14 protein-coding genes are annotated in these 14,131 nt (G+C 31.8%); 6 read left to right on the top strand and 8 right to left on the bottom strand.

What is annotated here, in order from left to right; genetic code table 11:
- Positions 1-8: 8 nt before the first annotated feature.
- The 3 genes from trpS to der are packed head-to-tail and all read right to left on the bottom strand — an operon-like array spanning position 9 to position 2,831.
- Positions 9-968, bottom strand: coding sequence for a tryptophan--tRNA ligase (gene trpS, locus L8X24_RS05885; protein ID WP_263664013.1), 960 nt, complete (start codon positions 966-968; stop codon positions 9-11).
- Positions 965-1,462 (bottom strand): shikimate kinase, encoded by a 498-nt coding sequence (locus L8X24_RS05880; RefSeq protein WP_263664012.1) that lies wholly within the window; start codon positions 1,460-1,462, stop codon positions 965-967. Before L8X24_RS05880 ends, trpS begins: the two co-directional genes overlap by 4 nt.
- A complete protein-coding gene (gene der / locus L8X24_RS05875) occupies positions 1,446-2,831 on the bottom strand; it encodes a ribosome biogenesis GTPase Der (RefSeq protein ID WP_263664011.1) in 1,386 nt (461 codons plus the stop codon). The genes L8X24_RS05880 and der overlap by 17 nt, the downstream gene beginning before the upstream one ends.
- 99 nt (positions 2,832-2,930) lie before the next feature.
- Here der and L8X24_RS05870 point away from each other — a divergent pair, with 99 nt between their 5' ends.
- The 6 genes from L8X24_RS05870 to pyrF are packed head-to-tail and all read left to right on the top strand — an operon-like array spanning position 2,931 to position 7,602.
- Complete coding sequence (locus tag L8X24_RS05870; protein WP_263664010.1) at positions 2,931-3,863, top strand: DMT family transporter; 933 nt, start codon at positions 2,931-2,933, stop codon at positions 3,861-3,863.
- Positions 3,853-5,214: a uracil-xanthine permease family protein gene (locus L8X24_RS05865; RefSeq protein ID WP_263664009.1), complete on the top strand. Its 1,362-nt coding sequence runs from the start codon at positions 3,853-3,855 to the stop codon at positions 5,212-5,214. Before L8X24_RS05870 ends, L8X24_RS05865 begins: the two co-directional genes overlap by 11 nt.
- Before the next feature lie 21 nt (positions 5,215-5,235).
- Positions 5,236-6,039: a 3-deoxy-8-phosphooctulonate synthase gene (gene kdsA / locus L8X24_RS05860; RefSeq protein WP_263664008.1), complete on the top strand. Its 804-nt coding sequence runs from the start codon at positions 5,236-5,238 to the stop codon at positions 6,037-6,039.
- Positions 6,040-6,051: 12 nt separating this feature from the next.
- Positions 6,052-6,522, top strand: coding sequence for a 6,7-dimethyl-8-ribityllumazine synthase (ribE, locus tag L8X24_RS05855; protein WP_012661257.1), 471 nt, complete (start codon positions 6,052-6,054; stop codon positions 6,520-6,522).
- Position 6,523: 1 nt separating this feature from the next.
- Positions 6,524-6,922, top strand: coding sequence for a transcription antitermination factor NusB (nusB, locus tag L8X24_RS05850; RefSeq protein WP_263659333.1), 399 nt, complete (start codon positions 6,524-6,526; stop codon positions 6,920-6,922).
- Positions 6,919-7,602 (top strand): orotidine-5'-phosphate decarboxylase, encoded by a 684-nt coding sequence (gene pyrF / locus L8X24_RS05845; protein WP_263664007.1) that lies wholly within the window; start codon positions 6,919-6,921, stop codon positions 7,600-7,602. Before nusB ends, pyrF begins: the two co-directional genes overlap by 4 nt.
- 10 nt (positions 7,603-7,612) lie before the next feature.
- Here pyrF and L8X24_RS05840 read toward each other — a convergent pair whose 3' ends face one another.
- Genes L8X24_RS05840 through purL form a run of 5 tightly spaced genes read right to left on the bottom strand, consistent with a single transcriptional unit; the run spans position 7,613 to position 14,125 of the window.
- Positions 7,613-8,026 carry an META domain-containing protein gene (locus L8X24_RS05840; protein WP_263664006.1) on the bottom strand — a complete coding sequence of 138 codons (414 nt, stop codon included), beginning with the start codon at positions 8,024-8,026 and terminating at the stop codon, positions 7,613-7,615.
- Positions 8,027-8,037: 11 nt separating this feature from the next.
- A complete protein-coding gene (locus tag L8X24_RS05835) occupies positions 8,038-9,630 on the bottom strand; it encodes a methyl-accepting chemotaxis protein (protein WP_263664005.1) in 1,593 nt (530 codons plus the stop codon).
- Positions 9,631-9,645: 15 nt separating this feature from the next.
- Positions 9,646-11,178 (bottom strand): bifunctional phosphoribosylaminoimidazolecarboxamide formyltransferase/IMP cyclohydrolase, encoded by a 1,533-nt coding sequence (gene purH / locus L8X24_RS05830; protein WP_263664004.1) that lies wholly within the window; start codon positions 11,176-11,178, stop codon positions 9,646-9,648.
- A complete protein-coding gene (locus L8X24_RS05825) occupies positions 11,175-11,945 on the bottom strand; it encodes a DnaJ domain-containing protein (RefSeq protein ID WP_263664003.1) in 771 nt (256 codons plus the stop codon). The genes purH and L8X24_RS05825 overlap by 4 nt, the downstream gene beginning before the upstream one ends.
- A 2-nt stretch (positions 11,946-11,947) precedes the next feature.
- On the bottom strand, positions 11,948-14,125 hold the full coding sequence (gene purL / locus L8X24_RS05820) for a phosphoribosylformylglycinamidine synthase subunit PurL (protein ID WP_263664002.1): 2,178 nt from the start codon (positions 14,123-14,125) through the stop codon (positions 11,948-11,950).
- Between the last annotated feature and the right edge of the window lie 6 nt (positions 14,126-14,131).

Here is a 14,131-nt window from a genome sequence, read left to right as displayed (position 1 = left end):
AACTCCTTTTATAGTCCTATTTTAGCATAAATTTTTTCCATTGTTTCTTGGGCTTGTTTTTTTGCTTTACTTGCTCCAAATTCTAAAATTTCCTCAATTTTTGAAGGATTAGCTAGTAATTTTTCATATTCTTCCTTAGCCGAGGCAAAATACTCACTAATGATTTCATTTAAATACATTTTAAAATGCCCATAACCTTCGCCACCTTTTTCATAACGACTTTTTAAAGCCTCTTGCTCTGTTTTGTCTAAAAATAATTTTGCGATTTTAAATATATTGCAATTTTGCCAATCTTTTGGATCTTCTAAAGCTGTACTATCTGTAACAATGGAAGAAATTTGTTTTTTAATAGCTTTTGGTGTATTAAAAATATCGATTGTATTTTGATAAGATTTACTCATTTTGGCTCCATCAGTGCCAGGTACTACCGCAACTTCATCATTAACCTTAGCTTGAGGTAGAGTGAAAATTTCACCCCATTCATTATTTACTTTTAAGGCTATGTCTCTTGCTATTTCAACGTGTTGAATTTGATCTTTGCCTACAGGAACTACTTGAGCATTAAAAAGCAAAATATCTGCAGCCATTAAAACAGGGTAAGAAAAAAGTCCATGGTTGGCATTTAAACCTTTGGCGATTTTATCTTTATAGCTATGCGCTCTTTCTAAAAGTCCCATTGGGGTAAATTGAGAAAGAATCCAATAAAGTTCCATTACTTCTTTTACATCACTTTGCAACCAAAACACGCTTTTTTGCGGATCAATCCCTAAACTCAAAAAAGCTGCTGCAGCTTTGAGTGAATTTTGTCTGAGTTTTTCACCATCAAAACTTGAAGTCATAGCATGGTAATTTGCTATAAACATATACATTTGATTTTCTTCTTGCATATTTAGCATTTGTTTGATTGAGCCAAAATAATTGCCTATATGTAAATCTCCACTTGGTTGCAATCCTGTAATAACTCTCATTTTACCTCTTTTTTAATCTCTTTGATAAGTTCTTTAATACTTTTGTTTTCAATGTTAATTATAATATCTGCTTTTTTTTCATATTTTTTTGCCCTTTGATTAAAAAGAATTTTGGCATTATTTATATTTGTAAGTAAAGGCCTAGTGGCTAATTCTTCCTTGCTTAATCTTTGCAAAAGATAATCAAAGCTTGCTTTTAAATATATAATTGTCCCAATGTCTTTTAGTTTTTTTTGTCCTATGAAACCACCACCACTTGCAATAGAGCAATCTTGCACACAAGTTAAAAAAGAAACAAGTTTTTTCTCTTCTTTACGGAATTTTTTTTCACCATATGTTTTAAAAATTTCATCAATTTCAAGATTAAATTTTTCTTTGATTAAACTATCTGTATCTAAAAATATTTTATTGTATTTTTTAGCATAAGCTCTTGCTATGGTTGTTTTACCACAACCCATAAAGCCTACAAAAAGGAGATTATCCTTCTTGCTCATCTTTGCTACCTTTTTTTCTTGAAGCTAAAATCAAAGGAACACCTTCAAAATTAAATTGTTTTCTAATTTGATTTTGCAAATAGCGCTTATAGCTAAAATGCAAAGCTTTTGGTCTGTTCATGATTAGAGCTATTTTTGGAGGCGCTAAGTCATATTGAACCGCATAATAAATTTTTACTAATTTACCATAATCATGCGGTAGTGGGTGGGCTCTTGTGGCTTCTTCTACCAAGGCATTTAATTTTGCAGTTGGAATTTTTTGTGTAAAATTGGCAAAAACTTCTAAGATTTTATCTAAAAGTACATGTACTCTTTTTCCGCTTAAAGCTGATACGCTTACAACGGGTGCATAAGCTAGAAATTTAAAACGATCTAGTTTTAATTCTTTTAAAGTTCTATCAAAATCAAGCTCGCTTTTATCCCATTTATTAAGCACGATAATCACACCTAGACAATGCTTGGCAGCAAGTCCTGCAATACGCTCATCAAGTTCATTAAAACCCTCAGCTGCATCAAGCACTAAAAGTGCAATTTGAGCATTGGCTAGGGCATATTCAGTTCTATTTAGCGCATAACGTTCCAAGCCTTGTATTTTCCCACGTTTTCTAATCCCTGCAGTATCTACAAACTCAATGATTTTATCTTTATGCATAATGCTTTCATTAACAGGATCAATCGTAGTGCCTGCTATATCGCTTACCACGCTACGTTCTTCTTTAACTAAAGCATTTAAAAGACTTGATTTTCCTACATTTACCCTACCGATAATTCCTACTTTAATATGGTTTTCATTGATAGTTTTTAGCTTAAAATCTCCGCTATTTTCATCAAAATTTTCTAAATAGCTTTCAAAGTCTTCTTCTTCATCTGCATTTAAAAAACTTTCATTTAAAAACTTACCAGCCCACATGCAAAGCTCATCAATGCCTATATTATGTGTAACAGAGATATTAAAAACTTCTTTTACTCCAAAATTAGAAAATTCCCAAGATCTTTCTTCATCCTTTTTATTATCCACCTTGTTAATTACTAAGGCTATAGGTTTGTTGAGTTTTTTCATTTCATAAAAAAAAGCTTTATCTTCATCATCGGGCAGAAATTTTCCATCCACCATATAAAAGATAATATCACTATTTTTAGCAGCTTTTAATGAATTTGCTTTGACATTTTTAAAAAGCTCATTGCTTTCATCAAGTCCGCCACTATCTATCAATAAGGCTCTTTTACCATCAATTTCCACTTCTATTTTGTTAGTATCTCTTGTAGTCCCACTTATGTCACTGGTGATAGCTATGCGCTTTCTTGCAAGTCTATTAAAAAGACTTGATTTGCCAACATTTGGTTTTCCTATTAAAATAATACTTTGCATTAATACTCATTTTTAAATTTTTATTTGTGATTATATAAAAATTGCCTTAAAATTAAGCAAAAAAGACTAAAATAACGGGAATTTTTATATGGAATTTATATGTTAAGAATAGTTAAAAAAAATTTAGGTATATATTTTATGATTATTGCTTCCATAGAATTTGCACTTGTAGGTGCTTGTGCAAAAATTCTTAGTGAAGAATTATCATCGATTGAAATTATGTTTTTTAGAAATATCATAGGCACAGCTTTTATGCTTTATGCGCTTTCAAAATTAAATTTTCATAAAAGCGGCGGTCGTTTGGGTTTGCTTATTTTTAGAGGTGTTATAGGGACAATTGCTTTATATCTTTTCTTTTATAATGTTTCTAATATTTCTTTAGGTGGGGCTTTTGCTTTTCAAAAAACAGCACCGATTTTTATAGCTTTAATTGCTTTTTTATTTTTTAAAGAAAGCTTGGGATTAAAAGCTTGTTTTGGGATTTTGATTGCTTTTATAGGAGTATTGTTAATTTGTCAGCCTTTTGCAGATAGTACTATGCATTCAGGCTTTGATTTGAAAAATAGTATTTTGGGAATTTTAAGTGGTTTTTGTGCAGCCTTGGCACTAACTAGCGTAAGAGAGCTTAGAAAATCATATCCAGCACCTTTTATAGCTTTATCTTTCGTTTTAATTGGTACTTTAATGCCTTTAATGTCTATGATTATAGGTTCTTTTTATGAAATAAAAGAACTTGATTTTTTAATTGCTCCTTTTGTTATGCCTAGTTTTAAAGCTTGGATTTTTATTATTTTAATGGGTGTTTTTGGAGCAATGTATCAAATTCATGTTACCAAAGCTTATGGGGTGGCAAAAAAGGCAGGAGTTGTTGCTGGGGTTAGTTATATAGATGTAGTTTTTACTTTATTTTTGGGCATATTATTAGGAGATGAATTTCCTAGTTTGATGGTTTTTATAGGAATTTTTAGCATTATTATAGGAGGAATTATTTTGGTTAGTAATCAAACAAAAGGAAATAAAAATGGAAAATAAAATAGATTTAATTTATGGTTTAGAAGATAAACCGCCTTTTGCTAAAGCTTTTTTTGCTGCTTTGGTGCATTTAATGGCTATGTTTGTGGCTGTGATTACACCTGCTTTATTAATTTGTAAGGGTCTTGGAATAGATGATACTAATACAGCTAGAATTATATGCATGTCACTTTTTGCTTCAGGTGTTGCTTCGCTTTTACAGATTAAAACTTGGGGTCCTATAGGGAGTGGACTTTTATCTATTCAAGGGACTAGTTTTAACTTTGTTGCGCCTATTATACTAGGTGGGCTTGTTTTAAAAAATAATGGTTTATCACAAGAAGCAATGCTTGGGGCTATTTTTGGCACTTTAATGCTTTGTTCTACCACTGAAATGATTATTTCTCAAATTTTACCTTTTATTAGAAGAGTGATTTCGCCTTTGGTTTCAGGTATAGTAGTGATGATTATAGGTCTTAGTTTGATTAATGTTGGTCTTGTGAGTGCAGGAGGTGGATTTGCGGCTAAGGCAAGTGGTGAGTTTGGTTCTTTGCAAAATTTATTATTAGCCGGAGTTGTGATTTTTAGCATTATTGTTTTAAATCGCTTTAATAATGCATATATAAGAATTTCTTCTTTATTTATAGCTATGATAATAGGGCTTTTAGTGGCTATGACTTTTGAAAATTTTAGCTTTAATTTTAATGAAAATTTACCTTTAATGTTTTTACCCGATCCTTTGCATTATGGTTTGAGTATTGATTATAATCTCATTTTACCTTTGATTTTGGTTTTTATGGTAACTTCTTTAGAAACAATTGGTGATATTAGTGCTACTAGTGAAGTTTCAAATCAGCCAGTTAAAGGTGAACTTTATGCAAAAAGATTAAAAGGTGGAGTTTTGGCAAATGGTTTTAATTCTTTTGTTTCGGCCTTTTTTAATACTTTTCCAAACTCATGTTTTGGGCAAAATAATGGTGTCATAGCTTTAACAGGTGTTGCAAGTCGCTATGTAGGGTTTATTGTAGCTTTTATGTTGATGATTTTGGGTTTATTTCCTATTGTGGCTGATATTACTTTGCAAATTCCAGAACCTATTTTAGGTGGGGCAACTTTAGTGATGTTTGGTACTATAGCTGCAACGGGGGTTAGGATTATCTCTAAAGAAAATTTAAACCGTCGTTCTATTATCATCATAGCTATGAGTTTGGGTATAGGACTTGGAGTTTCTAATAATCCTGATATTTTAGAATTTATGCCAATGTGGTTTAAAACTTTATTTTCTTCAGGGATTGCAGCAGGTGGGATTACAGCTATTATTTTAAATTTTGTTTTTCCTCTTGAAGAAAATAATAAAAATAAAGTAAAATAATAAAAAAACAAGGAAAAAATGATGAAAAAAATGATACTAATAGCAGGGCCTTGTGTGATAGAAAATGAAGAGCTTGTTTTTAAGGTTGCACAAGAGCTTGAATGCTTTTTAAAAGATGATAGAATTGATTTTTATTTTAAATCAAGTTTTGATAAAGCAAACAGAACTAGTATTAATAGTTTTAGAGGGCCAGGCATTGAAAAAGGCTTGGAAATTTTGCAAAAAGTTAAAGATAAATTTGGCATGCAAATTTTAACTGATATTCATGAGAGTTCTCAAGCAAGTATTGCGGCTGAGGTTGTAGATGTTTTACAAATTCCAGCCTTTTTATGCAGGCAAACTGATTTATTGGTGGCTGCTGCTAAAACAAAAGCTAAGGTAAATGTAAAAAAGGGGCAATTTTTAAACCCTGAAGACATTAAATACAGCGTAGCTAAAATTTTACAAACTAGAGGTGTTAACGAAGAAGGTTTTGAAATAGCCAAAGAAAATGGGGTTTTTGTAGCTGAGAGAGGTTCGAGTTTTGGTTATGGAAATTTAGTTGTAGATATGAGAAGTTTGGTTATCATGAGAAAGTATGCTCCGGTTGTTTTTGATGCTACTCATAGTGTGCAAATGCCAGGAGCAAATGGTGGAAGTAGTGGAGGCAAAAGTGAATTTGTAGAGCCTTTAGCAAGAGCTGCTGCTAGTGTGGGTGTAGATGGATTTTTCTTTGAAACACACATTGATCCTTGTAAGGCTTTATGTGATGGACCAAATATGCTTGATCTTTCAAGACTTAAAAACTGCGTAAATACACTTTTAAAAATTCAAGAAATCATTTAAAAAAGGAAAAATATGAAGATAATAGAGGGAAATTTAAGTTTAAAAGGTGATGAGAAAATTGCGATTATCAATGCAAGATTTAATCATATCATCACAGATCGTTTAGTTGAAGGTGCTAAAGATGCTTTTTTAAGACATGGGGGTAAGGAAGAGAACTTAAGTCTTATTTTAGTGCCAGGTGCTTTTGAAATTCCTTTTGCATTAAAACAAGCTTGTGAGAGTAAAAAATTTGATGGAATTTGTTGTGTTGGAGCGGTAATTCGTGGAAGTACGCCACATTTTGATTATGTAGCAGCTGAAACTACTAAAGGTATAGCGAGTGTGGGGCTTGGAGCTAATGTGCCTGTAAGCTTTGGAGTTTTAACAACTGATACTTTAGAGCAAGCCATAGAAAGAGCAGGTAGTAAAGCAGGTAATAAAGGTTTTGAAGCTATGCTTACTGTGGTTGAAATGCTTAATTTAATCCAAAAAATTAAGGCTTAAAATGGCTACTAGACACCAAGTAAGACAAAGTATTGTTTCTTTGCTTTATGCAGCACAGCTAAACCAAGAAAATAAAGATTTTATTAATGAATTTTTAGATGAGAAAAAAATTCGCAATGACCAAAGAAAATTCACTCTAGATTTATATAATGGTATTAATGAGCAACTTACTTTGCTTGATGAGAAAATTAATGAGTGTTTAAAAGAGCATAAGTTAGATGGAGTAGCTAGTATAGAAAAGGCTATTTTGCGTTTGGGTGCTTATGAGATTTTATTTACTTCTACACAAAAAGCGATTATTATTAATGAAGCCATAGAGCTTGCAAAAGAAATGGCAGGAGATAATGCTCCTAAATTTATCAATGGAGTATTAGATAAAATCAACAAGGAAAAGCAATGAAACTTTGTGTGGCTTTTGATGTGGCAAGCTATGATGAGTGTATAAATTTAGCCAAGGAATTAAAAGGTTTAGATCTTTGGGTTAAAATAGGGCTTAGATCGTATTTAAGAGATGGAGTAAAGCTTTTAGAAGCGATTAAAAAAGTGGATAATTTTAAAATCTTTTTAGATTTAAAGCTTTATGATATACCAAATACTATGGCAGATGCTTGTGAAGAACTTGCTAAGCTTGATGTAGATATGTTTAATATCCATGCAAGTGCAGGTAAAAGTGCTATGTGTATGATTATGGAGCGCTTAAATGCTTTAAGCAAAAGACCTTTAGTGCTTGCCGTATCTGCTTTAACTAGCTTTGATGAGCAAGAATTTTTTAGTGTGTATAAACAAGATATTAAACAAGCTGTTAAAGATTTTTCTAAAATTAGTTATGAAAGTGGTCTTGATGGTATGGTTTGCTCAGTATATGAAAGCTTGCTGATAAAAGAAAATACAAGTACAAAATTTATTACATTAACGCCTGGAATTCGTCCGTTTAAAGAAAATTCAGATGATCAAAAAAGAGTAGCTGATATAGAGTGTGCTAAGGATAATTTGTCAGATTTTATTGTGGTTGGAAGACCTATTTATAAAGCAAAAGAACCTAGAAAGGTTTGCGAGGATATATTAGAGCATTTAAAATAAGCCTTAAGGCTTATTTTAAATAAACTTTCATTTTTTTATTTTCTAAAACAATTCCATCATCATCGTTAATGATTTTAAATTCTCCATTAAAGTATCTTAGGAAATTGTCTTCAAATTTCATAGATTCTTGATCACAAAGCATTTTTGTTGAAGCAAGATTGTCTTCTATTTTTATGCTGCTTCCTTGATCTTTATAATTTCCAAAAAATCTATTACATCCTGCTGTTCCAAAAAGCCTTTTGTCTTTATTGTCAAAACTAATACTTGTTTTTGTATTTTGAGGAAGTTCGTAGCTTTTTCCATTTGCTTTATAAGAACTTATGGTAAATTCTTTATTTTGTAAATCATCAACACTTAAATTTGCCACAGAACACCCACTAAAAACAGCTAAACTTGCTATGCTTAATGTGATTATTTTTCTCATTTTTATTCTCCTTATACATGAAAATGTTTTAATTCATCTTCCAAATTTTGACAAACTACATTTAACTCATGAGCAACATCAAGCAAAATTTTTGAAATTTCTTCATTTTTATCGCTTAATTTTACCGTTTCTTGCATTTTATCAAGTAAAGATTGTAAAGTTTCTTGTGTGCTTGAGATTTTTTGCATACAAGCATTTGCTAAGTCTCTTGCATTTTCATTGCAAACTTTTACTTCATTGGTCCCTTCTACAAGATCTTTTGCATCTTGGTTTAAAGAATTAATTTCTTTAGCATTGTGTTTTAATTCTTTAGAAACTTCATTAATACTATCTACTAATTGCTTGGTGACAATAGCAATATTTTTTAAAAATTCTTCTGAACTTTGAGCAAGATTTCTTACATCTTCAGCAATAACTGAAAAACCACGACCAAATTCTCCAGCACGTGCAGCCTCAATACCTGCATTTAATGATAAAAGATTAGTTTTATCAGCAATTTCTCCCATCATATCAGAAGCTTTTTTGATCTCTTCTGCTTGTTTTTCCATAACTTCAACTTTTTGAGATAAAACATCTTCATTTTCTGCAACAACTCTTACTTTATCTACTACCTGATTTAATGAATCAAGCATGGTGTTTAAAACTTCAAAAGATTTTGTATTGGCTTTATTTGCATTGTTTGAAAGCTCAGCAAGATCTTGCAACTCTGTATGAATTTGCTCACTTAAATGATAAGATTCATCAGTTTTTGTGTGACCTTCTTTTGTTCTATTTGCTAGATCAAGCGCATTGGTATTTAAAAGCTTAGATTGTTTATCTACCATTTGAGAATTTTCATTAGTAGAAATCACTGCATTTTGAATTTTTTCAATAAATTGGTTGATGTAGGTGCAAGCTTTGCCTATTTCATCAGTGCTTTTTATGTTGATTCTTGCGCGTAAATCCCCATCGCCGCTAGCTAATTCTTTAGCGTGTTTTAAAAGATCTAAAACAGGATTACCCACAACTATTTTTAAAATATAAAGCACAGCAAAAACAGTAAAAAGTAAAGCTATGCTAAAGATTATAATATAAGTTCTAGCTGAGCTTGCCAAATCATCATCTACATGTTTTAAATCATTATACATATCCATAACACCCAAAACATCACCTTCTTTAGCGTTTGCATGGCAAGCAAGACAACCCTCGTTAGCAATTAATGGACGTATAAGTCTTAGATAATGTCCTTGATTGTTATTGATTTCAACAGCTTGTATTTGCGGCTTGTTAAATTGTTCGTTGATGATACTTTCATCACTTTTTGTATATTTTTGCATTTCAAAAAGTTCAATTGTGCCCTTTGAAGGATAAATTTTAATATCTTTTATGCCTTCAATTTCTCCAGCATCTTTTATAGCTTGTTCTATAATAGCAGGGTCACCTAAATTCATTGCCATTCTTAATGTTTGAAAAACAGAAGTGCTTAAGGTATCTAAATGTGCACGGCTGATTCTATCGGTCGTTTGCTGAGAATCTTTTTGTAAGATAATTTGCATGATAATAAAACTAATTAGCAATGTAGAAATCATTGCTAAAGATATCTTCGCACCTATGCTTTTAAACATTTGAAGCTCCTTGTATTAATGTAAAAAGTGTCTTACACCGCTAAAATATAATGCAATACCATATTCATTGGCAGCTTGGATGATATCCTCATCTCTTATGCTTCCACCTGGTTCGATAATGGCCTTTACACCTATTTTACTAGCCTCATCTATGCTATCTCTAAATGGAAAGAAAGCCTCGCTTGCTAAAACACAACCATTTAAATCAAGCCCCATTTCCTTAGCTTTATTAATAGCTGCTTTAGCTGCATCGATACGACTTGTCATGCCCATACCAATGGCTACCATAGCTCCATTTTTTACATAAACTACGTTATTTGATTTGGTAAATGCAGCAATTTTCATAGCTATTTCAAGATCTTTTAATTCTTGTTTATTAGCCTTTCTTTCGCTTTTTAATACTGCATTTTTTAATTCATCTTCTTTAACTTCATCGCTATCTTGATATACAAAACCACCATCTATGTGTTTAAAATCATATTTATCATAAGCTCTAGTTAAAAATGGCGCTTTTTGTGTAAAGATTTTAATACGCTTTTTATCTTTAAATACTTCCAAGGCATCGTCATCTACATTTGCTGCAATGATTACTTCTATATAAATTTCATTGATTTTTTGCGCTAATTCTTTATCCAAAGTTCCATTGATAGCTACAACTCCTCCATAAGCACTTAAGGTATCGCATTTAAGTGCATGGATATAGCTTTGGAGTAAGTTTTCTTTTATGGCAAATCCACAAGCATTTGCATGTTTTACAATGGCTACTGCTGGAGCTTTATCAAAAGCACTTGCTAAATTTAAAGCAGCATTGATATCGGTTAGATTATTAAAACTTGCTTCACCTTTTAAGGTTGTAAAATTGTGCGTGAAAAAGTCATCAAATTCATATAAAGCACCTTTTTGATGAGGGTTTTCTCCATATCTTGTGTCAAACACTTTTTGACCTACAATAAATTTATTTGCCCCAAAACCACCATTAAAACGCTCATTCATATAATTTGCTATATAAGCATCATAATTTGCTGTATGCTCATAAGCTTTGATCATCAATGCTCTTCTAAAATCAAGATCTAAAGTATTATCTTTTAAGGCTTGTATGATTTTATCATAGTCTAAAATATCGCAAACCACAATGACATTTTTAAAGTTTTTTGCACCACTGCGTATCATAGCAGGACCACCGATATCGATATTTTCTACAATCTCATCAAAATCTTGGGTTAAAATTGTAGTTTTTTTGAAAGGATATAAATTTACACAAAGTAAGTCTATGCTTTCTATATTATACTCTTTAGCTTGCTTTTGGTGATTTTCATCTTCTCTTTTGTATAAAATTCCGCCATGAATTTTTGGGTGCAAGGTTTTTACACGTCCTTCAAACATTTCAGGACTTTGAGTAAAATCACTAACTTCTTGTACTTGCAAGTTATTTTCTTTTAAAAGCTTATAAGTGCCTCCAGTAGATAAAAGCTCAAAACCTAATTTTGCAAGCTCACTAGCAAATTCTACTACTCCTTCTTTATCACTGACACTAATTAGTGCTTTCATTGGTTTTTCCTTTCTATGTATTGTTTTAAAAATTCATAAGATTCATTAACTTCTTGAAATTTTTTTACACCTTCTTTTATTTTTGCTTCATCGCTGTTATTCGCGTTTAAAATATCAGGATGATATTTTTTAGCAAGTTCTCTATAGCGTTTTTTAAGCTCTTGCAAATTCACATTTTCGCTTACACCTAAGACCTCGCATGCTTTTTGCAAATTCATGCCTACTTTTTGAGTTTGCATAGAATTTAGAAGTCTTTCAAGTATATTTAGATCAAGATTAAAGGCTTTGACAATAGCTTTTAATACATCTTTTTTAGCGCTATTAAGCTCTCCATCAATCAAGGCCATTGCGACCAAAACATTTAATATATTAATTCTTTCTTGTTGAGGTAAAGGTACTTCTTTGATGAGTTCTTTGGCTACTTCATAGGTATCATTTAAGGTGTTTTTGTGTTCATTAAAACTTTGTTTTAAAAATTCTCTTTCTCTTGAATCTTTAGCATTGTAATCAAGAATTTGTGAGATCATATTAGCTTCATTTTCACTAACTCTGCCATCACTTTTTGCTATTTTTGCTAAAAGTGCTATAACATAGTAGTTTAATCTTCTTTTAAATCCATCAATTCTTTCTTCGTGATAGCCTTGCTTAAAACCTTGAGAGAAACTTTTAGCCCCTTTTTTAAAAGAGCCTAAAAGATCATCTTTGCCCCATGTTTTATAATACCAATAAAATGCCAAAGTTGCCAATACAAGTAAAACAAAAAGCATTTTTATCCTAAATACTCATTAAATTTATCAAAATAAATTGTTTGTAGTTTTGCTAAAGATATCTTAATATCATCTAAAATAAAATTTTTTTCATTTAAATTTCCAAGTTTTGTAAATTTAATTCCCATTTCATTTACAAATTCAATAAATTTTTCTTCATCTTTAACACCAACTATAACTCTTGTTGGACTTTCTTCAAAAATAAAACTCTTATCTTCAAAATCAGTTTTTATTTCAATACCTAAATTTGCTTTTGCGCTCATTTTAGCTAAGGTAATAGCAAGGCCCCCTATGCCTATGCTATTAGCACAATCAAGTAATTTTGCTTCGCTTGCTTTTAGCAGAAAATCCCATAGTTTTAATTCTGCGCTAAAATCTATATCTTCAAGCTCTCCTGCTATTTTTTGATCTAGTACTTTAGCAATTAAAGATCCACCAAAACTACCTTTGCTTTCTCCAAGTAGATAAATAGCACTAGTGTCTTTGCTAAAATATGATTTTAAAACATTTTCTGCTTTTTCATTTACCCCAACACAAGCTATGGTTGGACTTGGAAAAACACTTACTCCATCGGTTTCATTATATAAAGAAACATTTCCGCTTACTACAGGAGTATTGAGTTCTTTACAAGCTAATTTAACACCTTCGCAACCTTGGGCAAATTGCCACATTACTTCAGGGTTTTGAGGGTTACCATAATTTAAACAATCACTAATTGCCAAAGGTCTAGCTCCTGAACATGCTATTTTTCTTCCTGCACTTGCAACAGCTGCTGCTGCGCCGATTTTTGGATTTACATAGTTTAATCTAGAGTTGCACTCAATTGCCATAGAAAGTAAGCAATTGTTTTCTTTGATTCTAATGCTATTTGCCCCTAAAGCTCCATTGCTTTTTAAAGTATTGGTTTGTACGCTTGAGTCAAATTGCTCATAAATATAAGCTTTATTGCTAACATTTTCATCTGCAAGGAGTTTTTCAAAAGCTTCTTGGGTAGGAATGTTGAGCTTAAATTGATAGTTTTTTATCTCATCTAAGTATTTTGGTTTAGCCACAGGTCTATCAAGTATAGGTGCTTTTTCGCTTAGTGGTTCAATAGGAATTAAGCCAACTAATTCATCATGCCAAAATAGTTCCATTTTACCAGTATCGGTAACTTCACCTATAATAGCTGCATCAAGTCCCCATTTGTTAAAAATTTCAATAACTTTCTCTTCATAGCCTTTTTTAGCACAAATTAGCATTCTTTCTTGAGATTCACTTAACATTAACTCATAAGGAGTCATACCTTCTTCTCTCATAGGAGTTTTATTAAGATAAAGTTTCATACCGCTACCACTGCGTCCTGCCATTTCAAAAGAGCTTGAAGTAAGTCCTGCTGCACCCATATCTTGAATTCCAACTATATAATCAGTTTTGAAAAGTTCTAAACAAGCTTCCATTAATAATTTTTCAGCAAATGGATCTCCAATTTGCACGGTTGGTCTTAAGCTTTTGCTAGATTCATTAAAACTATCACTTGCCATTACAGCTCCACCAAGCCCGTCACGACCAGTTTTTGAACCCACATAAATTACAGGATTACCTATACCTTCAGCTTTTGCATAAAAAATATCTTCGATTTTGCAAGTTCCAAGTGCAAAAGCATTAACTAAGATATTTCCATTAAAACATTCATCAAAAGCACATTCTCCGCCAATAGTAGGCACACCCATGCAATTACCATAGTGTGAAATTCCACTTACTACACCTTTAACTAAATATTTTTGATGTTTGCCTATTTTTTCATCGTGGATGTTGCCAAATTTTAAAGAATTCATACCTGCAACAACTCTTGCACCCATGGTAAAAACATCACGTAAAATTCCGCCCACACCTGTAGCTGCACCTGCAAATGGCTCTATAAAACTTGGGTGATTATGACTTTCTACTTTAAATACAGCTGCCATTCCTTTGCCTATATCTATCACCCCAGCGTTTTCACCAGGACCTTGGATCACCCAAGGAGCCTTAGTTGGAAAGCCATTAAGGTATTTTTTACTTGATTTATATGAGCAATGCTCACTCCACATAGCAGAAATTACTCCAAGCTCTAGAAAATTAGGCTCTCTACCTAATATATTTAAAATTTCTTGATATTCCTCGTCGCTAATTTTGTGTTGTTTTATAATTTCTTTATCCATTTTCTC

Source organism: Campylobacter sp. CNRCH_2015_0814, from assembly GCF_025772765.1.
Taxonomy (GTDB): domain Bacteria; phylum Campylobacterota; class Campylobacteria; order Campylobacterales; family Campylobacteraceae; genus Campylobacter_D.
The sequence above is the reverse complement of the archived record's forward strand: the minus strand, read 5'-3'. Positions and strand labels throughout refer to the sequence as shown.